Genomic DNA, 23,406 nt, shown 5'->3' on the forward strand with positions numbered 1-23,406 from the left:
CTTAAGCTGCGCGGGCCAAGACGGCCGTTACTGTGTAGGCAGGAGATAACCATGCGAATTCTATTGGTTGAAGACAACCGCGATATCCTGGCCAACCTGGCCGACTACCTGGGGCTCAAGGGTTATACCGTGGATTGCGCGCAGGACGGTTTGTCAGGCTTGCACCTGGCCGCCACCGAGCATTACGACTTGATCGTGCTCGACATCATGTTGCCAGGCATCGACGGTTACACCCTGTGCAAACGCCTGCGTGAAGACGCGCGCCGCGACACACCGGTGATCATGCTCACCGCCCGCGATCAATTGGACGACCGGCTGCAAGGTTTCAAATCCGGCGCCGATGATTACCTGATCAAACCCTTTGCCCTGTCTGAATTGGCGGCGCGCATCGAGGCGGTCATGCGTCGTACCCAGGGTGGTGGTCGCCGTACGTTGCAGGTTGGCGATCTGAACTACGACCTCGACACCCTGGAAGTCACCCGCGAAGGTCGTCTGCTCAAACTCAACCCGGTAGGCCTGAAGTTGCTGGCCGTGCTGATGCAGAAAAGTCCCCATGTCCTGCGCCGCGAAATTCTCGAAGAGGCGCTGTGGGGGGATGACTGCCCGGACAGCGACAGCTTGCGCAGCCACGTCCATCAGTTGCGCCAGGTGATCGACAAGCCGTTCGCCAAACCGTTGCTGCAAACCGTGCACGGTGTGGGTTATCGCTTGGCCGAGGGCCGTGATGGAGTTTAAGCAGAGCCTTGCTCAACGGATCATCATCGCCTTTGCGTTGATGAGCGCACTGGTCGCGGGAACCTTTGCCATGGGCATTGTGGCGACTGTGCACCTGGTGGAAGAAAAACTGATTTCGGCAGGTCTGGGGGGCGATTTACAACGGCTGTTGCTCATGGACAGTGTCACGGACTGGAGCCATCGCCCTGAGCCGGACCAGCTGTTCTATTTCAGTGGCGGGCCGGGCGATTTTCAGTTGCCCAAGGATTTACGCCATCTGCAGCCGGGTTTTCACGAAGTGTTTCGCGATCACCTGTCGTATCACGCGATGGTCGAAGTCGTCGACGGCCGGCGTTATGTGCTGTTGCAGGATCAGAGCGATTTCGAAGAGCGTGAACGGGTGCTGTTTGCCGTGGTGCTGGTGGGCTTCGTCCTGAGTCTGGCGTTGGCGGTGCTTCTTGGCTGGGTACTGGCGCGCAAAGTGATGGCGCCCGTGGTGCGACTGGCCCGCCAGGTCCGTCACCGTGACCAATTGTTAGGTCTGGCGCCACCCCTGGCGCCGGATTACGCCGCTGATGAGGTGGGCGAGTTGGCCGTGGCCTTCGACGCCACTCTAGGGCGCTTGCGCCAGGCGTTGACCCGCGAACGGTTGTTCACCAGTGACGTCAGCCACGAGCTGCGCACGCCATTGATGGTGCTGGCCAGTTCCTGCGAGCTGTTGCTGGAAAACCCGGGCATTGATCAGCGTGGACGTGCTCAGGTCGAGCGTATCTCCCGCGCCTGTGAAGAGATGCGCGAGCTGGTGCAAACCTTCCTGATGTTGGCCCGCGCACAACGTGAAGACGCCAGCATGTCGCCCCAGCAGACCCTGAACCAGGTCGCCGATGGACTGCTCAATCAGTGGCGCGAGCCGATCGAGGAGAAGGGGCTGGCGCTGATCTTTGAACCGGGAAATCCGGCCAACACGAGCTACAACGCAACCCTTCTGCACGCGGTCATGGGCAACCTGTTGCGTAATGCGCTGCATTACACCGAGCGCGGGTTTATTCGCCTGACGCTGACGGCCACCGGTTTCATGGTCGAGGACAGTGGCGTGGGCATTCCCGAGGACAAACGCGAGGCAATGTTCGAGCCCTTTGTGCGGGGCAGTGAGAAACGCGGCGAAGGTCTGGGCCTGGGTCTGTCGCTGGTGCAACGGATCTGTGAAAACCAGGGTTGGAGCGTCAGCCTGACGAACATGGAACCCAACGGCTGTCGTTTTCAGGTGGAGTTGTCAACGAACAACTGATCGCCTTGTTGAAACGCATTAACCCGGTGCATTCGTTTTCGTCCTGTCAGTCCTCGAAACAATTCGGGGTTTTACATGACATATTTTTCACAACGGCATGACCTGTCGCTGACACGGCGCTACCTATCGTGGGGGCTATCAGCAGCTCAGGAAATCTTGATGATGGACGGCCCGGTCAAACTTGAATTTTCCGAAAAATACGACGATCAACACGCTCAACAATACCTGCTCAAACACAAGGATGGCCTTGGCCGCCGCCTGTCCCACTGGCGTGACGAGCAACTGGCACGCAAGGCGCTGGCACTGGCCGGTGACCCGGGGCTGATCCTCGATTTGCCCTGTGGTGCGGGACGTTTCTGGCCATTGCTGGCGGAAAAAACCAATCGTGCGATCATTGGCGCCGACAACTCCGAAGCCATGCTGAAGATTGCCATGCAGGCGCAACCTGCCGAGGTGGTGAAACGGGTACAACCCTTGCACACTTCTGCATTCGACATCGCTTTGCCTGATAACGCCGTCGACAACATTTTCTGCATGCGTTTGCTCCATCACATCGGTGAAGCCGAGCATCGACTGGCTATTTTGCGTGAATTCGAGCGCGTCACGCGTGATAGCGTGATCCTTTCCCTGTGGGTGGACGGCAATTTCAAAGCGTGGAAACGCAAGCGCCTCGAGAAAACCCGTGAGCAGGGAGGTTACCAAAATCGATTTGTGTTACCGGCTGCTACGGTTGAAAAGGAATTTGAGCAGGCGGGTTTTCTCATTCAGGAACAACTGGACTTTTTACCGCTCTATGCCATGTGGCGGGTCTACGTATTACGCAAGAGGTAACAGAATGGCAGTGCAATGTGCAGCAGAAACGGACGTCGCTCCTCAGGATCGCTTCGACTATTTCTGGAATCAGCGCGGTGAGTGGGTAGAAGAACCCAACGTCCGTCGCGGTGGAGAAAGTGGCGTACAGCGCGTCGTGAGCAGCAATGGACAGTTGCTTTACGTTAAACGTCAGACCGGGCATATCTATCGCAGCTTGCTGCACCCGTTCGGTCGGCCGACGGTGTTGCGCGAGCGCGATGCGCTCATCGGCCTGAACCTGCTCAACGTTTGCGTTCCGGAAATCGTTTTCTGCGGTGCACAGCGCGATCCGGTGCATAAATGGCGCGCATTGCTGATCACCAAGGCGCTGGACGGCTTCGAGGAAATCGAACACTGGTACGCTGGCGGCGGTCGTGAGCGTCACGGTGAGGCTGTGCATGATCGAGTGTTGAAGGAACTGGCCGAGAGCCTGGCCCGGATGCACAAGGGCCGCTGGCAGCACGGCTGCCTCTACTTCAAGCACGTATTCGTGGGCATCACCGGCGAAGGCGAGGCTTGCAAGGTTGAAGTGGCCTTGATCGATCTGGAGAAAGGCCGGCAGCGTTTGACCGCCCGGCAGGCGGCGACTCATGACATGAAGCAATTGCGTCGCCACTCGTCGTTCAGCACGACGGACTGGCAGAAACTCGTCTACTTTTATAAGACGGCGTTTGGCAGCGCTATCAAGGGTTTATAGCAATGAAACTCGAAATTGCACGAGGTGTATTTTTAATAGGAGCCTTGGCAGTTGCTTCACTAGCGGTGGCGGCTTGGGAGCAGCCCCGCACGCAAGTCCTCAGTTCAGTGAATGGCGACGCGCACTGTCCGTTGCCACGTGTTGCGAAGGCATCCGTGGCATCCCAACCCGATCATGATTTATTGCTGTTCATGTTCGGACTTTCTCAAGGATTGAGGCCACAAAGTTGAACAGATTGAAGCCAAAATAAAAGGCCTCGCTAATGCGAGGCCTTTTTGTTTTTCAACGGCAAAAGATCGTCCGAACGCGGCCCGAACCTTCGGCAGCTCCTACAGGATGTACCCCATTCAATGTAGGAGCTGCCGAAGGCTGCGATCTTTTGATCTTAGGGTTTATCGGGTTTAGCCAGCAACGTGTACACGCACGGCAGCACAAACAACGTAAACAACGTCCCGATCGACATCCCCGTGGCGATCACCATGCCGATGTCGAACCGGCTGACGGCGCCCGCCCCCGTGGCGATGATCAGCGGCACCATACCGAACACCATCGCAGCGGTGGTCATCAACACCGGACGCAGACGAATGGCCGCCGCTTCCTCCACGGCCTCGCGCGGCGTCAGGCCTTTGTCCTTGCGTAACTGGTTGGCAAATTCGACGATCAGGATTCCGTGTTTGCTGATCAGCCCGATCAACGTCACCAGGCCGACCTGGGTGTAGATGTTCATGCTCGACCAACCCAGGAACAGCGGGATCAACGCGCCACAGATTGATAGCGGCACGGTCACCAGAATCACCAGTGGATCGCGGAAGCTTTCGAACTGGGCCGCCAGCACCAGGAAAATGATCGCCAGCGCCAGGGCGAAGGTGACCCACAGCGCACTGCCTTCCTGGACGTATTGCCGTGAAGCGCCGGCATAGTCGAAGGCATAACCCACCGGCGCCTCTTCGTGAGCGATCTGGCGCACGGTGTCGATGGCTTCACCCATGCTGACCAGCGGCACCCCAGACAGAATGGCCGAGTTGAGTTGCTGGAACTGGTTCAACTGCCGTGGGCGCGCCCGGTCGGTCACGGTGATCAGGGTCGACAGGGCCAGCAGTTCGCCTTGGGTGTTCTTGACGTAATAATTGTTCAGCCAGTCGGGGTTATCCCGGAAGGGCCGTTCGACCTGCGCGATGACTTTGTAGCTGCGACCTTCAATGGTGAAACGGTTGATCTCCGACTCACCCAGCAATGTCGCGAGCGTCCCGCCCAGGACCTGCATGGAAACACCCATCTGTGCGGCCTTGGCGCGGTCGATATCGACCACCACTTCCGGTTTGTCGAAGGCCAGGTCGACGTCGACGAAGGCGAACTTGCCGGATTCCATCGCACGTTTTTTCACCCGGTCGGTCACTTGCAGCAGCGACTCGTAATCCTTGGCGGAGTTGATGACAAACTGAAACGGCAGCCCCTCGCCGGTACCGGGCAGGGAGGGCAGGTTGAAGCCGAAGATTTGCAATCCGGAAATGCTCTCCAGTTTGGCCTGTACCTCGGGCAGGATTTGCATCTGAGTGCGGCTGCGTTCGTTCCACGGCTTGAGCAGGAAGCCGCCGATCCCCGATTGCACGCCGTTGAAGCCATTGATCTGGAACGACGAGTAGTACTCGGGAAACGTCTTGAAGATCGTGACGAACTCGTCAGTGTAGGCGCTCAGGTAGTCGAGGTTGGCCGGTTGCGGGGCGTTGGCCATCATGAAAATGATGCCCTGGTCCTCGTCCGGCGCCAGTTCCGACTTGGTGAATTTGAGCAGCACTGGAATCAGGCACAGCACGATCACCGCGAACACCAGCACCACCGGCCGGGTGTTGAGGGTGCCGTGGAGTATGCTTTGGTAACGGCGCTTGAGGCCTTCGAAAATCAGGTCCAGGCGATGGGCCAGACCGCTGGGATTTTCGTCGTGACGCAGCAGGAAGGCGCACATCATTGGCGACAGGGTCAGGGCGACGATGCCCGAAATCACCACCGCGCCGGCCAAGGTCAGGGCGAACTCCTTGAACAGCGCCCCGGTGAGCCCCGTCAGGAAGCCGATCGGCGCATAGACCGCCGCCAGCGTGATGGTCATCGAGACCACCGGCATGGCGATTTCCCGGGCGCCTTCGATGGCCGCATCCAGCGGCGTCTTGCCTTCTTCGATGTGCCGGTGGATGTTTTCCACCACCACAATGGCGTCGTCCACCACCAGACCGATGGCCAATACCATCGCCAGCAACGTCAGCAGATTGATCGAGTAGCCCATCATCTGCATGAAGAACATCACGCCGATCATCGACAGCGGGATGGTGACGACCGGGATCACCACCGAACGCAGCGCGCCGAGGAACAGGAACACCACCACGATGACGATCAGCACCGCTTCGAACAATGTTTTGATCACCTCGTTGATCGAGGCCTGGATAAACAGCGTGGCGTCGTAGGCGATTTCACCTTTGAGGTTCGGCGGCAGCTGGGCTTCCAGGTCCGGCATGATCTTGCGCACTTCCTTGATCACGTCCAGCGGGTTGGCGCCGGGCGTGGCCTTGATGCCGATGTACACCGAAGGGGTGCCGCCGAAGGAGCTGATCGAATTATAGTTTTCCGCACCCATTTCAACCCGCGCCACATCGCTGAGCAGCACGCGACTGTCGCCCTCGACCTTGAGCGGAATCGCGGCAAAGGCTTCGGCGGACTTGAGCTCGGTATTGGCGTTGATGCTGGTGACGACGTACTCGCCTTTCACTTCGCCGGCGGCGGAGAGGAAGTTGTATTTGCGCACGGCATCGGTCACGTCGCTGGCACTCAGGCCGAAACCGGCCAGCTTGACCGGGTCCAGCCACAGGCGCATGGCAAATACCTGGTTGCCGAGAATCTCGGCTTCAGCCATGCCCGGCAGGGTCGCCAGTTTCGGCTGGATCACCCGCGACAGGTAGTCGGTAATTTGCGGGTTGCTCAGTTCCTTACTGAAGAAGCTGATGTACATCAGTGCCGAGGCGTCGGCGGCTTCCTTGCTCAGCACCGGGTCTTCGGCGTCCTGAGGCAGTTGGTTTTTCACCTCGTTGGCTTTGGCCAGCAGTTCGGTGAACAAGCGGTCGCTGTTGGAGCCGATGCGCGCGTAGATCGAGATCACCGAGAAGTTCTGGCGACTGACCGAGGTCATGTAGTCGATGCCCTCGGCGCTGGCCAGACTTTGCTGCATCGGTTGGGTGATGTAGCCCTGAATGGTTTCGGCGTTGGCCCCGGGATAAGCGGTGGTCACCGTGATCAGGGCGTTTTCCATTTGTGGATATTGGCGCAGCGGCAACTTGCTCCAGGCCTGGAAGCCCAGCAGCACAATCAACAGGCTGACCACGGTGGCGAGCACCGGGCGGCGGATGAACGGGTCGGTAAAAGCCATGGGGATTCCTTGATCAGTCCGCGCGCGGCGGGCTGTTCTTCTCGGCTAAGGTCTTGTCGTCGCTGATCGCAATGTGTGCGCCGTTGTCCAGTTTGATCTGGCCGGCGGTGACCACTTTTTCGCCGTTCTGCACACCTTTGGTGATCATCACTTGCCCATCGCGGCGCTCGCCGGTTTCGATGAAACGCCGTTCGGCGATCAGGATCGGTTGTCCCTTGTCGTCCTTTTCAACGCTGCCGTCTTCGGCTTTTTTCTGCGCGACGACATAGACCGAGTTGCCGTACAGCGTGTAAGTGATCGCGCTTTCCGGCACGACAATGCGCGGCTGCGGGTCGGGCAACAACACTTGCAGGCTGGCGAACATCCCCGGCAGCAGTTTGCCGTCGGGGTTGGCCAGGGTCGCGCGAACCTGGACGTTGCGCGTGCTGTTTTCGACTTTAGGGTTGATCGCACTGATGGTGCCGGGGAAGGTTTGTGTCGGGTAGGCCGCGACAATGATCTGCACCGGTTGGCCGAGGGCGATTTTCGGTACCGACTGCTCGGGCACGAAGAAGTCTACATAGAGGCTGCTGAGGTCTTGCAGGGTGGCAATCATGGTGCCGCTGGCGAGATAGTCACCGATGTCCACCTGACGAATGCCGATGGTCCCGCTGAAGGGTGCGAGCAAGCGTTTTTTGGCCAGCGCCGCCTTGAGCTGATTCACCGTGGCCCGGCTCTTTTTCAACACGGCAGAGAGCCGGTCGAATTCGCCTTTGGAAATGGCTTGGCTGCCCACCAGTTGACTGCCGCGACCGTAATCGAGCTGCGCCAGTCCCAGGTCGGCCTCAGCGGTTTCGAGCAGGGCGGTTTCTACCACGCTATCAAGCACAAGCAGCGGTTGGCCGACCTTGACCTTCTGACCTGACTCGAACTGCAAATCGATGACGGTGCCGTCGGTCTCCAGGCTCAGGTCCACGCCTTGCAGCGCCTTGAGCGTGCCGACGGTGGGCAGGCGGGCTTGCCACGGCCGTTCGGTGGCAGTGGCCACGGCGACACTGATCGCTGGTTTCGGCACGGCAAAGCCCTGAATCATCGTATAGATGGAGAAGGCTTTGTAACCGGCCAGGACCAGCACGATCAGCAAAACAACACCCAACATGATCAGCATGCGGCGACGCAGCATATTTCCACTTCCTTGGAGAAAATCAGGTGAGACAGTCGGGCACATTACTCCGAGTGTGCCGGGGATTCCAACTGGCAAGCGCAAAACCTGTAGGAGCTGAGCTTGCTCGCGATAGCGGCTGCACATTCGACATCGCGGTGACTGACACACCGCTATCGCGAGCAAGCTCGGCTCCTACAAAGGACCGTGGTTAGATGAGGTGAAGATGGTTGTCCCAGAGACCTGCCGGTAGATCGAGGGGTTTTGCAACAAGGCTTGTCTGGCGGCAGTCGTAGAACCGGCAACGCCCCTGACCCGAGGTCACGACAAAGCCATCGGCTACCGCGCCGACCCCGGCGCAATCGGGAAGCGGCGCGTCCAGGCGCACTTCACCGCTGTCCAGGTCCCAGATGAAAAAGCGGTTGCCCCGTGGCGCGGTCAACGCCACCAAACGCAGTTCGCTGTGCACCGCGACACTGGCGGTGTAATGCCCCATGGCCTGCAACTGATGCTCAGGCACCGGGAAGGCCACGAACGGCTGGCCGGGACGCTTGATCGCCAGCAGCTCCGACGACTCGTGAGACGGCCCCATGAACTGCTGGCCGGCGACGATGGTGCCGTCGCTGGCAATCCCCAAATGACGCACGCTGTTCATCTGCTGGGCCAGGGTTTCCTTGCTCAGCAGGGTGCCGTCGCGTTGCATCAGGACCAGGCTCGGTTCCATGGCGTTGAGGTTCATCTCGACGCGGCTTTCGGCCTCGGTGCGAATGCCGCCGTTGGCCACCACCAGGGTTTCGCCATCGGGCATCCACGACACCTGATGCGGGCCGACACCGTGGGTCGAAATCTCGCCGCTGTGCACCAGCCGCTCGCCTTCGAACTTATACACACCGAGCAAGCCGCGACCCGGATCGGAGGTGTCGTTCTCGGTGGCGTACAGCCAGTCGCCGCTCTGGTGAATCACCGCGTGACCGTAGAAGTGCCGGTTCGGCAGCGAGCTCACGGTTTGCAGCAGCGTGCCGTCGCGCAGGTCGATCAGGTAACTCTCGGTGCCGGGACGACGGGCGACGAACAGCGCAATCGGCAGCGTCGGGTGGTTGATGATGTCGTGGCAACGCTGGCCGACCTGGGTGGCAAACACCCGGGTGCCGTCCAGCCGGTAACCGACGGCGTAGTGCTTGCCGTCGGTATCGTCCCGCGCCGAGAGCAGCAGCGGGCTTTTGTCCTTCTGCTTGAACAGCGTCCAGCCGCCCAGTGTCACCGCACCCAGCAGCAAACTACCTAACGTCAGAGCCTGGCGTCGCAGCATGGAACTTGCCCTCATCAGTCACCGTCGTTGGCGTTGAAGCCCAGTTGGATGCCCAGCGCCTTGGCCAGTTCGCCTTCGTGCAGGCGGTGGACGGCGTTGAGGCTGTCATAGATGTCGTTGAGTTGCTGGCGACCGGCATCGTCGTTGAGCATCTCGGTCAGCGAGCGCTGGTTGCTGGCGAACAGTTTCAGGGACGCGGCATAAGCGGCGTCGATCTTGTCGGCCAACGGTTTCTGCTCGTTCGGCAACAGACCGCGCAGGCCTTTGTTGTCGACGCCTTCCCACACCGTTTTGGCGGCGGCGAGGCTGGCTTCCAGGCCAGTCAGGGACGACTGGCTGCGCCATGCATCGGCCTGGAACGGTTGCGGCACACCCTTGGTCTGACGACCCATCGGCGTACCGAGTTTTTTCTTCAGGCTGTCGAGGGCGGTGACTTGCACGCGCAACAGATCGGCGATGGCTTCGTGGGAATCGGCGTAACGCTGGTTCGGGAATTTGCTCATCTGCGCGAGCATGCCGTCGGTGTTGTTCCAGCTTTTCAGAATCTCTTCAGCCAGTTGTTTCTGACGCTCGCCAATCGCGATCAGCAGCGGGCAGTACTTGGCTTTCTGTTCGGCGTTGGCCACATCAGGCTTGCTGTCGAACAGGATGTATTCGTAGGCGGAAAGGCCTTGAACCACAACGCTGGACTTGGCCAGGGCAGCGGCATCGATCTGCGGCTGTGCGGTGACCAGTTGCTCGACCTGACGGCCGACGAGGTTTTTCTTGTCCGGCCAGAACTGCACCTGCCAGGCGCGATTGCCTTCGGCCAGCGGCCCGATCAGCAACGGTTGCAGCTCGGCCCAGGCTTTCTGCGCATGCAGGAAGTCGGCGCGGGCGGTGTCGAGGTTTTCCTTGCCTTCGCAGTAGGCCAGGGCGCTGACGGCCAGTTGGCGGTCGGCTTCAACCCAGCGCGTGTAGGTCGGCAGGATCACCGACTTGGCGATGGCTGCTGACGTAACGGCCTGCGGATCCTGCGGCGAACAGGCACCCAAGGCTAGTGCGGCAAGGCTGGTGAACAACAATTTGGGACGGAACATGTCGGGCTCCCGCTATGGAATACGTATTAAAGGGAATTCAAGAACGCCAGCAACGCAGCGCGCTGTTCGGCATTGAAAGACAAAACCTGTTGCTGCGCCGCTGCGGCTTCCCCGCCATGCCAGAGCACGGCTTCGAGCAGATTGCGGGCGCGGCCATCGTGCAAAAACTGGGTGTGGCCACTGACCGCCTGCGTCAGGCCGATGCCCCACAACGGCGGGGTGCGCCAGTCGCGGCCACTGGCCTGGAATTCGCTACGGTGGTCGGCCAGACCGTCGCCCATGTCATGCAGCAGCAGATCGCTGTAAGGGCGAATCACTTGATTGGCCAGTTCAGGTTCTGCGGCGTTGGCGGCGGTGGTGTATTTCGGGGTGTGGCAGGACTGGCAACCGGCCTGAAAAAACAGAGTCTTGCCGGCCAGCACTTCGGGGGCGCTGACATCGCGGCGGGCCGGGACGGCGAGGTTACGGCTGTAGAACAGCACCAGACGCAGGATGTTATCGCTGACTTCCGGCTCGCCATCCGGGCCATTGCCGTTGGGCGCTTGCTTGCAAGCGGTTTGCGCGTCGGTGCAGTCATCGACGGGGCGCAGACTGGTGGTGAGGCCCATGTCGCCGGAGAACGCATGGACGTTCTGTTGATTGAGGTTGGGTTGGCCGGCCTTCCAGCCGAATCGCCCGAGAACGGTTTTTTGCTGTGCATCATCCCAGACCCGGTTCGGGCGTCCAGCGATCCCGTTCTTCGCTTTTGCCTGAGCCTCGGCATTGGCCAGGATCGCCTCGTCAGGGATCGCTTCGAGCAGGCCCAGGCCAATCATCGGCGGTGCGACCCTGGCCGAGAAACGCGTGTCAGGGTGCATCGGGCCGTAGCCGAGCTGGGTGATCTGCAACGTCGGCTTGCGCAACTCGACTTCGGTGCCGTCCTTGAAGCGAATCGGAACGGGCGTGTAATCGACGCGCACTTTGCCTTCCGGCACGACACCCGGCACGGACATGTCCTGGAATTGTCCGCCGTAGACCGGTTCCGGGACGACACCGAGCTGCTCGATGACCTTGGCATAGGCCGGCGCATCGGGAATCGACAGGCGTACCAGCATCGACACGGCGTTCTGCGCATCAGGCGCGGGCGGATGACCGCGGCCGTCCTTGATGTGGCAGCCCTGGCACGCGTTGGTGTTGAACAACGGCCCGAGGCCATCCCGGGCGGTGGTGGTCGACGGGGCGATCACCCAGGGATTACGGAAAAAGCTGTTGCCGACACTGAAGTCCACGCGCCGTGACGGCGGCAGGTTGGCGGACGGCAGGGAAAATGAGTTCTGATCGGTCTTGCGCACGGTTGCGCTGCCACCGGACCGGGCTTCACCGGGTTCGGCCTGGGTAAAACGCGGGGCGTCATCGCAGGCACTCAGGCCCAGGGCCAGAAACAGTGCGGACAAGCGAAGAGGCAGCGAGGGCATCAGACATCCTGCAAGACGAGCAAAACAAGGGGCGCAAAGTCTAACAGGGCAGGGGAGATTGAATAAGAGGAATTATCGTTTGGTTGATTTGGCGCAGTCTTTCACGTGAGACCGAGTCGCGGCCATCGCGGGCAAGCCACGCTCCCACAGGTTCAGCGCAACCCAATGTGGGAGCGAGCCTGCTCGCGATGGCGTCATCACAGTCGACATTGATGTTGAATGTACGACCGCTATCGCGAGCAGGCTCGCTCCCACAGGGGACCGCATCAGGCAGGTATGAAAAAGGCGACCCGAAGGTCGCCTTTTTATTCAGCCAGCGTTGATCAGAACTCGTGATCAGCGTTGTCCGGGTTCAGGTCGCTGATGCCCAGTTTGCCAGCGGCGGCTTCGATCGAACCGGTCTGCTTGACCAGGGAAGCGATAGCGTCACGGACGATCTGGTTGCCAGCGGTGTTGCCGGCGGCGATCAGTTGGTCGTAGTGCTCACCCTTGTTGGCGTGATCGACCATGATCTGGATTTTGGCTTCGGTGGCGGCCAGGTCGGCTTTGAGCGCGGTGTCGGCAGCCGGGTCGGCTTTGGCCACCAGGGACGACAGGCTGGCGCCGGTCATTTTGGTGCCGTCGACGCGGGTGTATTCGCCCAGGTACACGTTACGAATGCCTTTGGCATCGTAGAAGTGCGAGTTGTGGGTGTTGTCGCTGAAGCAATCCTGTTCGTCTTCCGGGGAGTTCGCTTCCAGGGAAACCTTCATGCGCTCGCCCGCCAGTTCGCCCAGGGACAGGCTGCCCATGCCGAACAGCATTTTGCGCAGGCCGGATTCAGCTGGCTCGGCTTCCAGGGTGGCGCGGTAGTTGTCGGCCACGTTCGGCTTCCAGTTACCGACCATTTCTTCCAGGTCGCTGACCAGCAGTTGGGTCACGGACTTCAGATAAGCGCGACGACGATCGTTATGACCGCCGGTGGCGCCTTTGCCTTCCAGGTAGTCGGAAGCTGGACGGTTGCCGGCACCAGGGCCGGTGCCGTTCAAGTCCTGGCCCCAGAGCAGGAATTCGATAGCGTGGTAGCCGGTGGCGACGTTGGCCTCGGAACCACCCAGCTCGTTCAGGCTGGCAAGTTTTGCCGGGGTGATATCTTTCACGTCGACCTTGTCTTCGCCGACCTGAACCTGGGTGTTGGCGATGATGTTGGCCGTGGCGCCCGGGTTACCCAGTGCGTGCTCGTAGGATTTGTCGACGTAGTCGATCAGGCCTTCGTCCAGCGGCCAGGAGTTCACCTGACCTTCCCAGTCGTCGATGATGGTGTTGCCGAAGCGGAACACTTCGCTCTGCAGGTAAGGAACGCGGGCAGCGACCCAGGCAGCCTTGGCCGCTTTCAGGGTGTCGGCGTTCGGCTTGGCGAGGAAGGCGTCGACGGCGGTTTGCAGGGTCTTCGCGGTAGATTCGGCATCGCTGTAAACGGCGAAGACGATGTCGGCGTAATGCGCGACAACGGCTTTGGCGGCGGCCTCGTCGACTTTGCTGGCAGCGGCGGGTGCAGCAGCCGGGGCCGTGGTGCTGGCGGCCGGCGTCGGTGCTTGCGCAGCGACAGCTTTGTCTTTGCCTTCGCCACAACCGGCGAGGGAAATAGCGATGGCCAACAGACTGGCGGTAGCCAGAGGCATACGAATCATGGCGAACATCCTGCTTCGAGAGAGGTGGAAAGGCGCAGCAAGCGCGCAAAACTGCGACATAATGCAAATCTTTCGCATTATCTGTAAAGGGTTGTACCTGGAAATATTTCTTGTTCAGGCGGGGCATGGATCAAAAGATCGCAGCCTCGTTTCACTCGACAGCTCCTACTGTCCTACCGAGTGAAACGAGGCTGCGATCTTTTGATTTTTTACAAAATAGCCGCGTTACTGCGCTGGGCCTGTTTCAGATACGCGCTCAATTCCCGCGCCGGCAGCGGCTTGCTGTAGAGATAGCCCTGACCTTCGTGACAGCCCTCGGAGATGATGTAGGCCTCTTGCTCGGGGGTTTCCACGCCTTCGGCAATCACCTGCATGCCCAGGCTCTTGCCCAGCTGGATGATGGCCCGAACGATGGTCGCATCGTCGTCGTCATCGAGCAGGTCCTGTACGAAGCTCTTGTCGATCTTGATCTTGTCCAGCGGCAGGCTTTTCAGGTAGCTCAATGACGAGTAACCGGTGCCGAAGTCGTCAATCGCGATCAGCGCACCGGAGCGGCGCAGGCTCAGCAGATGCTGGGCAGCCGTGCTGATGTCTTCCATCAGGCCGGTTTCGGTGACTTCCAGCTCCAGGCTGCGCGGTGGCAGGCGGTACATCTGCAGCAGGTTGTTGACCACCCGTGGCAACTCGGCGTGGTGCAGCTGCACCGTGGACAGATTCACCGCCATGCGCAGATCAACGAAACCCTGGTCATGCCAGTCGCGCAATTGCTTGCACGCCTGATCCAGCACCCATTCGCCGATGGCGATGATGGTGCCGTTCTGCTCGGCCAGGGGAATGAACAAGTCCGGCGGAACCAGCCCGTGCTCGGGATGCTGCCAGCGAATCAGCGCCTCGACACCGACCACCCGGTGATCGCGATAGCTGATCTGTGGTTGGTAGACGAGGTAGAACTGACCACGGATCAGGGCGTCGCGCAGGTCTTTTTCCAGCTCGCGACGGCGGCGCATCTCGGTGTCGACGCTGGCGATATAGAACTGATAACGGTTGCGCGAGCGAGTCTTGGCCAGGGTCATGGTCTGCTCGGCTTTTTGCAGCAGCTTCTCGGTGCTGTCACCGTCCTCGGGGAACAGGGTGATGCCGATGGTGGCGCGCAGGCGAATCTCCTGATGATCGAGGGCAAATGCCGCTTCCAGGTCATCGAGAATGCTTTGGGCCAGTTCGGCCGCTTCGTAGGGTTGTTCGATATCGGCCTGAACCAGGGCGAACTGGTCGCCGCCGAGGCGGGCGAGGGCGCCAAGGCGTCCGCTGTGAGCTCGCAGGCGATCGGCCAGGGCCAGCAGCAGTTGGTCGCCGGTCTGGTAGCTGAATTGTTCGTTGATGCCCTTGAAGTCGTCCAGGCCGACCACCAATACCGCGACCCGACGTTGCAACTTGCCGGCGTCTACCAGGATTTTGTCCAGTTGCTGCTGTAATTGCTGGCGGTTCGGCAGGCCGGTGAGGAAGTCGTACTGGGCCATGCGTAGCAGGCTGTTTTCTGCTTCGTGGCGCAAATGGGTGTTGCGCTCGATGGACTCGAGCAACTGGTTGGCGGTGTTGATCCAGATTCCCAGTTCGTTCTTTTCATGCCCCTTGAGCAGCGGGATTTTGTGTGCGCTGGGGCGATCCGGATTGATTTCCGTGAGGTGTTCGATGATCCGCGACAGCGGCTTGGTCAGCAGCCAGTGATAGACCAGGTACAGCACCAGCCCCATGGCCATCGCACGCAACACGCCGGAGATGAAGATGATCACCGAACTGACGATGAAACCCTGGCCGTAGGTGGCGGTGTCGAGGGTGATGCTCAAGTCGCCGTAATATTCGCTGTAAGGGCCGCGACCCACCAGCTGGGTGGTGAAGGTGCGTTCCTTGCCGAGGATCAGGTCGGTCAGCCAGCGACTGTCGGAATGCTGCAGCTCGCGGGTCTTTTGCGCGAGCATGGCTTCGTTGGGATGGCCAATGGAGGCCTTGCGCACAGCATCGTCCTGAAACAGGCCTTCGATCACCTGCATACCCATTTCCCGGTCCAGGCTGTAGACGGCCTGGGTCGAGGGGTCGCGGAACATGTCGAGGATGCGTTGGGCATCGCTGGCCACGGCCTGGCGTGTTTTATAGGCATCGAAAACGATCTGCGCGCAGCTCAAGACCACGCCAACGATCAATGCCGACAGGAGCACGACCCGGAGCAACTTCACCGACAAGCTGTTCTTGAGTTCCAGCTTCAAAGAGTCATTCCTTGTTCCGTGCGGGTAGCGTCAAGTTGCCATGAGTATTGGCAATCCGGTGATGGCAGTCAAAGGGACAATCAATCACATGGGGTTTTGCCTGTAGCTTGGCCGAAATGCTGGCGTTTGGACTATTTGCGCTGTTTGTACTGTGTCGGTTGTTGGGGCCTTCAACTTGAGGGGGATTTGGACATATTTTCTGTTTGGTTGATGTTAGACGGCTGTGGCGTTGGGGCAAGGGTTCGCTGGGGGGATTTGGTCTGGTGTGTATATCCATTTCTGCGGTAACGGCTGCTTATGGTTTCGCCCTTACGGCGACTCCCTTTGGCAAACGCCGGAGTGCCGGCCCAGCCCAAAGGAAGCAAAGGTCTCGCCCCGAGCGTCCGGCCCCTCGCTTAGGCTCGGCGTTCCTTCGCTCCGGTATTCATCTGGGGGCATCGCCTCCGGTCGGCTTCGCTTCGACCTCCTCTCGATGTGTTCGACTGCGTCGAACGGCGCTGCGCGCCTACCCCCCAGATGAACACCTCCACTCAGCCTGCCGAAGGGGCGGGTGGATCAAGATCAAGAGCTGCAGGCGAGCTAACGCTCGGCCTGTTGAGTGGTGAGGAGCGAAAGGCGAACACCGATCCCTTGTGGGAGTGAGCCTGCTCGCGATGGCGGCCTGACAGCCGACCAATCTCTTCCTGCCAAACATCCAATCCCTGTGGGAGCGGGCTTGCCCGCGATGGCGGCCTGACAGCCGACCAATCTCTTCCTGCAAACATCCAATCCCTGTGGGAGCGCCTGCTCGCGATGGCGGCCGCACAGGCAACGGATGCGTTCGTTTAAACAGCAGTAAAAAAACCAGACCTTTCCCACGAGGTTTTCAGGTTGCCCGTAGGAAGCGGGTTCAATTACCTTTTGGCTGTCGCTGAAAATCAGCGATCGGGAGTGAGATCCCCGTCTAAGCAATTGGAAACCAGCGCTAGGCCCCCCATAATTGCCGCCAGCTCCAGGCTGTCAGCAATTGTTTTATGGCGGCTGTGTGCGGGCGGACTTCGGTCCGGCCGGGTTCCTTTTGCCGGTGATCTCACCCTGCACATAGCTGCCACCTCTTCTTCGAGTGAGATCGGGAATCGATGGCTCTAAACTCAAAAGGAAATGTAAGTGGATAAGTTAATCCCCGATCCCCCCTTCAACACCACCAAACCCTACAGTCCCAACACTATGTTCATGATCGCCCCCGACATGGATACCGAATCCCTCCTGGCCCACGCCTGTGAGTCATTGGCCTCGGCAAGTGTTCTGGCCAGTGATTTCGCCACCTACCTGACCGGCTCCCAGCGCAGTACGGCGTTGGCCATTGCGCAGATCGTCATGTTGGCGGACTTGGCCGTTAATCGGGCGTTGGATATCGTCGACCCGCAGTAGTCTGCAGGCTGACTGCGTTATCGTTCTTCGCGAGCAAGCCCGCTCCCACAAGGGGAATACATTTCAAATGTGGGAGCGGGCTTGCTCGCGAAGGCGGCCGGCCAGGCATCACATTTCCAGCGGCCATAAAAAAACCCGGCAAAAGCCGGGTTTTTTTGACTGGCGTCGATCTTAAGCGGTGAAGGTTTTGCCTTCGAACTGCTCAGCCACGAATTTCCAGTTGACCAGGTTCCAGAACGCTTCGACGTATTTTGGACGAAGGTTGCGGTAGTCGATGTAGTAAGCGTGTTCCCAGACGTCGCAGGTCAGCAGCGGGGTGTCGCCGTTGGTCAGCGGGTTGCCGGCGCCGATGGTGCTGGCCAGGGCCAGGGAACCGTCAGCCTTTTTCACCAGCCAGCCCCAACCGGAACCGAAGGTGCCGATGGAAGTCTTGCTGAATTCTTCCTTGAACTTGTCGAACGAACCGAAGGCTGCGTTGATAGCCTCAGCCAGTGCGCCGGTTGGTTGACCGCCGGCGTTTGGCGCCAGGCAGTTCCAGTAGAAAGTGTGGTTCCAGACCTGAGCGGCGTTGTTGAAGATGCCGCCCGAGGAAGATTTGACGATTTCTTCCAGAGTCTTGCCTTCGAACTCGGTGCCTGGCACCAGGTTGTTCAGGTTCACGACATAGGTGTTGTGGTGCTTGTCGTGGTGGTATTCCAGAGTTTCCTTGGAAATGTGCGGCTGCAGGGCATCGTGTGCGTAAGGCAGCGGCGGCAATTCGAAAGCCATGATGATTCTCCTAATCAGGTCAGTTGCGGTGAGCGCAAGGCCGATCACGGGCGGCCAGACAAGCGCCGGGGAGTTTGTACTCTTTGCGGCGCATCGGATCGGATCATAGCACCGGGGGTGCGGCATAACCACGCAACAACTGTGTGGAATAGAGGTTCCAGAGCCTTTTGGAATAATCAACCGGCGACGATTAATTGAAAGGCCACTGCAAACATCATGACCGCCACCAACAGATCAAGGATTCGCCAGGTACTTGGCCGCGCCAACCATGGCGCTAACCACGCCGCGCCGAGTGCCAGGGTGAAGAACCACAGCAACGACGCACTGGCCGCGCCCACGACATAAGCGCCGGGCTCGGTTTGTTGGGCGCCGAGGGAGCCAATCAGCAACACGGTATCCAGATAAACGTGCGGGTTAAGCAGCGTTACGGCCAAAGCACTGAGCATCACCGCGCGCAGCGAGCGCACGGTCTGGTTTTCACCTTGTTGCAGGCTCTGTTTCGAGCAGGCTCGGCGCAGTGCCTGGCTGCCATACCAAATCAGAAATACGGCGCCACCCCAACGGGCGACTGCCAATAAAGTCGGGTTCTGCGCCAGCACCGTCGCCAGGCCGAATACTCCGGCGGCCACGAGCAAGGCATCGCAGGTCACGCACAGTGCCGCCACGGGCAGGTGATGTTCGCGCCGAAGGCTCTGGGCCAACACGAACGCATTTTGAGTACCGATCGCCATGATCAGCCCCGCGGCCACCAACAGGCCGTTCACGTAGCTTTGCCACATAAGATGTTTACTCCGCGTTGGCCGCCAGATCCCGCAGCACGTGCAGGGCGCGTTCGGCATCGGCCTGGCCGACGAATAAATGGTCGTGGTAATAGCCGGCGATCACGTTGCAACTGATGCCAGCCTGGCCTAATGCCGTGGCGAACGCGGCGGTCAGGCCGACGGCTTCGAGGGCCGAATGCACGTTCAAGGTGATCCAGGCCGCGACGTAATCGAAACTGAAACCGGCCTTCTCGGCGTGGGAACGTTCCAGAATCACCGTCAGACCTTCCTGCTCGCGGAAACTGCCGACGATCTCCAGGCCTGCCGGCAACTTGCCGTCGCGCAGGGTGCAGAACACGTATTCGCCGGCGTTGAGTTGCGGGCTCATGCTGCGCAGCAGAGTTGCCAATGAAGTTTCGCCAGCCATGTCGGTGATCCTTGTTCAAGAGTTCTTGCTGGCCATTCTCCGGTGTCAGGCTGTATAAGAAAAACCAATCATGCTGATCGCTCATTAGGAAAACTGATGTTCGACTATAAATTGCTTTCTGCCTTGGCCGCGGTGGTCGAGCAGGCCGGGTTCGAACGTGCGGCTCAGGTGCTCGGCTTGTCGCAATCGGCGATCTCCCAGCGCATCAAATTGTTGGAGGCGCGGGTCGGCCAACCGGTGCTGGTGCGGGTGACTCCGCCGGCCCCGACCGAAATCGGCCGACGGCTGCTCAACCATGTGCAGCAGGTGCGTTTGCTTGAACGGGACCTGCAAACACTGGTGCCGGCACTCGACGAAGAAGGTCTGCCGGAACGTCTGCGCATCGCCTTGAATGCCGACAGCCTCGCCACGTGGTGGGCCGTGGCGGTCGGGGATTTTTGCGCGGAACAGCATTTGCTGCTCGATCTGGTGGTCGAAGACCAGACTGTCGGCCTCAAACGCATGCGCGCCGGTGAAGTCGCGGCGTGCGTCTGCGCCAGCGAGCGACCGGTGGCTGGCGCGCGCAGCGTTTTGCTGGGGGCCATGCGCTACCGTGCGTTGGCCAGCCCGGCATTTATCGCCCGGCATTTTCCTGAAGGTGTGCGCGCCGATCTGTTGTCGAAAACGCCCGCGTTGGTGTTTGGCCCGGACGATTTCCTACAGCATCGCTACCTCGCGTCCCTCGGCGTCGATGGCGGATTCGAACACCATCTATGCCCCTCGTCCGAAGGCTTCATCCGTCTCACGGAAGCGGGACTCGGTTGGGGCCTGGTGCCTGAACTGCAGGTGCGCGAGCAACTGGAGCGCGGTGTATTGGTAGAGCTTTTGCCCGATAAGCCGATCGATGTGCCGCTGTACTGGCATCATTGGCGCAATGGTGGTCAGTTGCTGGGGTTACTCACTGATCAGTTGGTGCGTTCGTCGAAGCAATGGCTGGTGCCGTTGGACTGACGGGCAGCGTCAAGACCTCACGCCTTACGCAATATGCAAACGCAAAACGAAATATTCGGAGCAATTCATGAAGATTCTGGTTACCGGCGCAAGCGGCTTCATCGGCGGACGCTTTGCGCGTTTTGCCCTGGAGCAGGGCCTGGACGTGCGGGTCAACGGTCGCCGGGCCGAAAGTGTGGAGCATCTGGTGCGCCGTGGCGCCGAGTTCATCCAGGGTGACTTGAGCGACCCGGAACTGGCACGCGACCTGTGCTCAGACGTTGAAGCCGTGGTGCATTGCGCCGGTGCGGTCGGTTTGTGGGGGCGTTATCAGGACTTCCATCAGGGCAACGTGCAGGTTACCGAAAACGTGGTCGAGGCCTGTCTGAAACAGCGGGTTCGGCGACTGGTGCACTTGTCGTCGCCGTCGATCTACTTTGATGGCCGCGATCACCTGGGGTTGACCGAAGAACAGGTGCCCAAGCGCTTCAAGCATCCCTACGCCGCGACCAAATACCTGGCCGAGCAAAAGGTTTTCGGCGCTCAGGAGTTCGGCCTCGAAACCCTGGCCCTGCGCCCGCGTTTCGTGACGGGGGCTGGCGATATGAGCATCTTTCCGCGGCTGCTGAAAATGCAGCGCAAAGGACGGCTCGCGATCATCGGCAACGGCCTGAACAAGGTTGATTTCACCAGCGTGCAAAACCTCAATGAAGCGTTGCTCAGCAGTTTGCTGGCCAGTGGTTCGGCGTTGGGCAAGGCCTACAACATCAGCAACGGCACGCCGGTGCCGTTGTGGGACGTGGTCAATTACGTGATGCGCAAGATGGATGTCCCACAGGTCACGCGCCACCGTTCCTACGGTTTGGCCTACACCGTGGCGGCACTCAACGAAGGGGTGTGCAAGCTGTGGCCGGGCCGCCCCGAGCCGACCCTGTCGCGCCTGGGCATGCAGGTGATGAACAAAAATTTCACTCTGGACATCAGCCGCGCCCGGCATTATCTGGACTACGATCCCAAAGTCAGTCTCTGGACCGCCCTCGATGAATTCTGCGGTTGGTGGAAGGCCCAGGACATCCGCTGACGCGCGGGTTGGCGCGGCAACACTGAACCGAGTTCGGGGTTGAGGGTCAATCGATGCGGCAGTGGGGGGTTATACTGCGCTGCATCAAGCCATCACCGCGTTCCACAAAGGTTGACTCAATGTCCATGCGTAACGATGCCAACGACGACTTCGATGTACCGAGCCTGCGTGCCGACAGCCTCGACGACGATGATTTTCCGACCACGGCTCGCACCTCCGTGCATTCGCGGACCACGCCAGTCGTCAAAGTCAAAAGCCCGAGCACCGGCCCGCTGTGGGCGCTGGTCGGCGCCTTGTTCTTTGCGTTCGCAGGCCTTGCCTGGTGGAGCTTTCAGCAGCTCTCGCTGATGGAACAGCAATTGGTGGCGACTCAGGAAAGTTTCGCGCGTATCAGTGAGGAAGCGGCGGGGCGCTTGCAGGACATTTCCGGCAAGGTTGTCGCCAGTCAGACCAACGTCAACAGCGACAGCGAAGCCTTGAAGCTGCAAATCAAGCAGCTGGAAAGCAAACTCCAGGATCAAGGCAAACAGCAGCAAGGCGTTGTCGGCCAGACCACCGATCTGGACAAACGCCTGGCGCAGATGAGTGCACAGACCACCGAGCTGGATAAGCGCCTGGCGCAGATAACCGAGCAAGGCACCGAACAACAGACCGCCACCATTCAATTGCAGGCTCAGGTCAAAGTCTTGAACAGCGATGTAGCCGTGCTGAAAAGCAACCTGACGGACACAGACAAATTCGACGCGCAACTTAAAAGCCTTGGCTCCGACATCGTTGCCCTGAAGAAACAAGGCAACCCGAGCGCCGCCATCGAGCGCCTGGAGCAGGACGTCATTATCCTCAAGAGCCAACAGGACAATCGCTCGGCCGCGACGTCAGGCGGGACCAATACCGCCGAATTCGACGCCTTCCGTAGCCAGGTCACCCGCACCATCAACTCCCTTCAGGCGCAGATCCAGAATCTGCAACAGCAGCTGCGCACCCGGGGGCAATAGTCCGGATACCCAATACCTGTGGTGAGGGGGCAAGCCCCTCACCACAAAAGCCCCTTCACATCACGACCCCGTCGCCACTGTTTCCTGAATATTCATACATATCCCCAAGCCGTCTACGCTCTTGAAACACCAACAAGAACGAGGGATGCGCAATGGGGTTTTTGCATAGGTTGGCCTTGCTGGGCGTGATGCTTTTGCTGTGCCTGGGCCAGGTTCAAGCCGCCGGCACGGAAAAGGACGACAGCCAGGCGGCCAAAGCCTTGCTGGAAAAAGCCCTGGCGTACTACCACGACCATGGCGACAAGGCCTTCGCTGCTTTTAGCCGTCAGGGCGAGTTTGTCGATAAGGATCGTTACGTGTTCGTGGTCGACACCAAAGGCGTGATGCTCGCCAGCGGCGGGCCGTCTTCGGCGTTGATTGGCCGTGATGTGTCCGATGTGCTCGGGCCGGATTTGCAGAAAGCCTTCAAAGACGCCTTGAAAGTGCCGGAGGGCAATGGCATCCAGCAGGCCGAATATCGCTGGCAGAACTGGTCCGACGGCAAGGTCGAACGCAAGCATGTGTTCTACCAGCGCGTCGGTCAGCGGATCCTGGCGGTCGGTTACTACTTGCCACGGGCCTCAGCGGAACAGGCGATGGCGTTGCTGAACAAAGCGGCGGCCGATCTGGCCAAGGACGAGAAGGGCACGCTCACGGCCATCAACTCCCTCAAGGGCGGTTACTTGCAGGATGACCTGTACGTCTTCGTCGTCGACCTGGATAACCAGCGTTATGTCGCCCATGGCACCAACCTGCGGTTGATCAATACCGATTTCAGCAAGATCAAGGATCCGGAAGGCAAGCCGGTTGGGGAGCCGATACTGGCGCTGATGGCCAAGCAGGACGACGGCGAATACGAGTACCGCTGGAAAAACCCGGTGACTGGCAAGGTCGAGGACAAGCATGCCTACCTGAAAAAGGTCGGGCATTTTCTGGTGGCTGTCGGGTATTACAGCCCTTGAATAGTGGTGCCTGACACACCGTAATCGCGAGCAGGCTCGCTCCCACATTGGATCTGCGTCGTACACAAATGCTGTGATCACTGGAGATCTACTGTGGGAGCGAGCCTGCTCGCGATT

The 23,406-nt window shown here is 59.8% G+C and carries 20 protein-coding genes; 10 read left to right on the top strand and 10 right to left on the bottom strand.

All coding sequences use genetic code 11. From position 1 onward, the window contains the following. Positions 1-51 precede the first annotated feature (51 nt). The 5 genes from colR (at position 52) to PMI27_RS30870 (ending at position 3,781) form a co-directional block, all read left to right on the top strand. Positions 52-735: a two-component system response regulator ColR gene (gene colR, locus PMI27_RS01100; protein ID WP_008155536.1), complete on the top strand. Its 684-nt coding sequence runs from the start codon at positions 52-54 to the stop codon at positions 733-735. Beyond that, the gene (locus PMI27_RS01095) at positions 725-2,002 is read left to right on the top strand and encodes a sensor histidine kinase (protein WP_008155534.1); all 1,278 of its coding nucleotides are present in this window, start codon (positions 725-727) and stop codon (positions 2,000-2,002) included. The genes colR and PMI27_RS01095 overlap by 11 nt, the downstream gene beginning before the upstream one ends. A gap of 162 nt (positions 2,003-2,164) precedes the next feature. After that, positions 2,165-2,833, top strand: coding sequence for a class I SAM-dependent methyltransferase (locus PMI27_RS01090; RefSeq protein ID WP_033053711.1), 669 nt, complete (start codon positions 2,165-2,167; stop codon positions 2,831-2,833). Positions 2,834-2,837: 4 nt separating this feature from the next. Next, the gene (locus tag PMI27_RS01085; RefSeq protein ID WP_008155530.1) at positions 2,838-3,551 is read left to right on the top strand and encodes a lipopolysaccharide kinase InaA family protein; all 714 of its coding nucleotides are present in this window, start codon (positions 2,838-2,840) and stop codon (positions 3,549-3,551) included. A 2-nt stretch (positions 3,552-3,553) separates the two neighbouring features. Next, entirely contained in the window at positions 3,554-3,781 is a 228-nt protein-coding gene (locus PMI27_RS30870) for a hypothetical protein (RefSeq protein ID WP_081757450.1), read from the top strand. 155 nt (positions 3,782-3,936) lie between these two features. On the opposite strand, the gene PMI27_RS01080 is transcribed toward PMI27_RS30870, so the two are convergent. From PMI27_RS01080 to PMI27_RS01050, 7 genes are all read right to left on the bottom strand, one after another. Continuing rightward, the gene (locus PMI27_RS01080; RefSeq protein WP_008155528.1) at positions 3,937-6,963 is read right to left on the bottom strand and encodes a multidrug efflux RND transporter permease subunit; all 3,027 of its coding nucleotides are present in this window, start codon (positions 6,961-6,963) and stop codon (positions 3,937-3,939) included. 13 nt (positions 6,964-6,976) lie between these two features. After that, positions 6,977-8,125, bottom strand: a complete 1,149-nt coding sequence (locus PMI27_RS01075) for an efflux RND transporter periplasmic adaptor subunit (protein ID WP_008155527.1) — start codon at positions 8,123-8,125, stop codon at positions 6,977-6,979. A 190-nt stretch (positions 8,126-8,315) separates the two neighbouring features. Beyond that, positions 8,316-9,413 (bottom strand): DUF1513 domain-containing protein, encoded by a 1,098-nt coding sequence (locus PMI27_RS01070; protein ID WP_008155525.1) that lies wholly within the window; start codon positions 9,411-9,413, stop codon positions 8,316-8,318. A gap of 14 nt (positions 9,414-9,427) precedes the next feature. After that, positions 9,428-10,492, bottom strand: coding sequence for an imelysin family protein (locus PMI27_RS01065; protein ID WP_008155522.1), 1,065 nt, complete (start codon positions 10,490-10,492; stop codon positions 9,428-9,430). Between the two features lie 26 nt (positions 10,493-10,518). After that, positions 10,519-11,946, bottom strand: coding sequence for a di-heme oxidoreductase family protein (locus PMI27_RS01060; protein WP_024164603.1), 1,428 nt, complete (start codon positions 11,944-11,946; stop codon positions 10,519-10,521). Between the two features lie 323 nt (positions 11,947-12,269). Beyond that, a complete protein-coding gene (locus PMI27_RS01055) occupies positions 12,270-13,616 on the bottom strand; it encodes an imelysin family protein (protein ID WP_008156808.1) in 1,347 nt (448 codons plus the stop codon). Between the two features lie 209 nt (positions 13,617-13,825). Continuing rightward, positions 13,826-15,877 (bottom strand): putative bifunctional diguanylate cyclase/phosphodiesterase, encoded by a 2,052-nt coding sequence (locus tag PMI27_RS01050; RefSeq protein WP_008156811.1) that lies wholly within the window; start codon positions 15,875-15,877, stop codon positions 13,826-13,828. 1,146 nt (positions 15,878-17,023) lie between these two features. On the opposite strand from PMI27_RS01050, the gene PMI27_RS01045 reads away from it, so the two are divergent. After that, positions 17,024-17,287 (top strand): DUF6124 family protein, encoded by a 264-nt coding sequence (locus PMI27_RS01045; protein WP_008156086.1) that lies wholly within the window; start codon positions 17,024-17,026, stop codon positions 17,285-17,287. 171 nt (positions 17,288-17,458) lie between these two features. Here PMI27_RS01045 and PMI27_RS01040 read toward each other — a convergent pair whose 3' ends face one another. The 3 genes from PMI27_RS01040 to PMI27_RS01030 all read right to left on the bottom strand — a co-directional run bounded on the left by PMI27_RS01040 (position 17,459) and on the right by PMI27_RS01030 (position 19,243). After that, a complete protein-coding gene (locus tag PMI27_RS01040; protein ID WP_008156084.1) occupies positions 17,459-18,055 on the bottom strand; it encodes a superoxide dismutase in 597 nt (198 codons plus the stop codon). Between the two features lie 176 nt (positions 18,056-18,231). Next, complete coding sequence (locus PMI27_RS01035; protein WP_008156083.1) at positions 18,232-18,834, bottom strand: LysE/ArgO family amino acid transporter; 603 nt, start codon at positions 18,832-18,834, stop codon at positions 18,232-18,234. Positions 18,835-18,841: 7 nt separating this feature from the next. After that, entirely contained in the window at positions 18,842-19,243 is a 402-nt protein-coding gene (locus tag PMI27_RS01030) for an ACT domain-containing protein (RefSeq protein WP_008156081.1), read from the bottom strand. A gap of 96 nt (positions 19,244-19,339) precedes the next feature. On the opposite strand from PMI27_RS01030, the gene PMI27_RS01025 reads away from it, so the two are divergent. The 4 genes from PMI27_RS01025 to PMI27_RS01010 all read left to right on the top strand — a co-directional run bounded on the left by PMI27_RS01025 (position 19,340) and on the right by PMI27_RS01010 (position 23,289). Continuing rightward, the gene (locus PMI27_RS01025) at positions 19,340-20,233 is read left to right on the top strand and encodes a LysR family transcriptional regulator ArgP (protein ID WP_008156078.1); all 894 of its coding nucleotides are present in this window, start codon (positions 19,340-19,342) and stop codon (positions 20,231-20,233) included. 67 nt (positions 20,234-20,300) lie between these two features. After that, positions 20,301-21,293: an NAD-dependent epimerase/dehydratase family protein gene (locus PMI27_RS01020; protein ID WP_008156077.1), complete on the top strand. Its 993-nt coding sequence runs from the start codon at positions 20,301-20,303 to the stop codon at positions 21,291-21,293. Between the two features lie 119 nt (positions 21,294-21,412). Next, positions 21,413-22,288: a hypothetical protein gene (locus tag PMI27_RS01015; protein ID WP_008156075.1), complete on the top strand. Its 876-nt coding sequence runs from the start codon at positions 21,413-21,415 to the stop codon at positions 22,286-22,288. A 152-nt stretch (positions 22,289-22,440) separates the two neighbouring features. Then, complete coding sequence (locus PMI27_RS01010; RefSeq protein ID WP_008156073.1) at positions 22,441-23,289, top strand: cache domain-containing protein; 849 nt, start codon at positions 22,441-22,443, stop codon at positions 23,287-23,289. The last annotated feature ends 117 nt before the right edge of the window (positions 23,290-23,406 follow it).

It is taken from the genome of Pseudomonas sp. GM41(2012) (assembly GCF_000282315.2).
In the GTDB taxonomy this organism is placed as follows: domain Bacteria; phylum Pseudomonadota; class Gammaproteobacteria; order Pseudomonadales; family Pseudomonadaceae; genus Aquipseudomonas.

Bases quoted from the DNA above. Each gene is read 5' to 3' on its own strand.
- colR (WP_008155536.1), top strand. From the start codon at position 52: ATGCGAATTCTATTGGTTGAAGACAACCGCGATATCCTGGCCAACCTG.
- PMI27_RS01095 (WP_008155534.1), top strand. From the start codon at position 725: ATGGAGTTTAAGCAGAGCCTTGCTCAACGGATCATCATCGCCTTTGCG.
- PMI27_RS01090 (WP_033053711.1), top strand. From the start codon at position 2,165: ATGGACGGCCCGGTCAAACTTGAATTTTCCGAAAAATACGACGATCAA.
- PMI27_RS01085 (WP_008155530.1), top strand. From the start codon at position 2,838: ATGGCAGTGCAATGTGCAGCAGAAACGGACGTCGCTCCTCAGGATCGC.
- PMI27_RS30870 (WP_081757450.1), top strand. From the start codon at position 3,554: ATGAAACTCGAAATTGCACGAGGTGTATTTTTAATAGGAGCCTTGGCA.
- PMI27_RS01080 (WP_008155528.1), bottom strand. From the start codon at position 6,963: ATGGCTTTTACCGACCCGTTCATCCGCCGCCCGGTGCTCGCCACCGTG.
- PMI27_RS01075 (WP_008155527.1), bottom strand. From the start codon at position 8,125: ATGCTGCGTCGCCGCATGCTGATCATGTTGGGTGTTGTTTTGCTGATC.
- PMI27_RS01070 (WP_008155525.1), bottom strand. From the start codon at position 9,413: ATGCTGCGACGCCAGGCTCTGACGTTAGGTAGTTTGCTGCTGGGTGCG.
- PMI27_RS01065 (WP_008155522.1), bottom strand. From the start codon at position 10,492: ATGTTCCGTCCCAAATTGTTGTTCACCAGCCTTGCCGCACTAGCCTTG.
- PMI27_RS01060 (WP_024164603.1), bottom strand. From the start codon at position 11,946: ATGCCCTCGCTGCCTCTTCGCTTGTCCGCACTGTTTCTGGCCCTGGGC.
- PMI27_RS01055 (WP_008156808.1), bottom strand. From the start codon at position 13,616: ATGATTCGTATGCCTCTGGCTACCGCCAGTCTGTTGGCCATCGCTATT.
- PMI27_RS01040 (WP_008156084.1), bottom strand. From the start codon at position 18,055: ATGGCTTTCGAATTGCCGCCGCTGCCTTACGCACACGATGCCCTGCAG.
- PMI27_RS01035 (WP_008156083.1), bottom strand. From the start codon at position 18,834: ATGTGGCAAAGCTACGTGAACGGCCTGTTGGTGGCCGCGGGGCTGATC.
- PMI27_RS01030 (WP_008156081.1), bottom strand. From the start codon at position 19,243: ATGGCTGGCGAAACTTCATTGGCAACTCTGCTGCGCAGCATGAGCCCG.
- PMI27_RS01025 (WP_008156078.1), top strand. From the start codon at position 19,340: ATGTTCGACTATAAATTGCTTTCTGCCTTGGCCGCGGTGGTCGAGCAG.
- PMI27_RS01020 (WP_008156077.1), top strand. From the start codon at position 20,301: ATGAAGATTCTGGTTACCGGCGCAAGCGGCTTCATCGGCGGACGCTTT.
- PMI27_RS01015 (WP_008156075.1), top strand. From the start codon at position 21,413: ATGTCCATGCGTAACGATGCCAACGACGACTTCGATGTACCGAGCCTG.
- PMI27_RS01010 (WP_008156073.1), top strand. From the start codon at position 22,441: ATGGGGTTTTTGCATAGGTTGGCCTTGCTGGGCGTGATGCTTTTGCTG.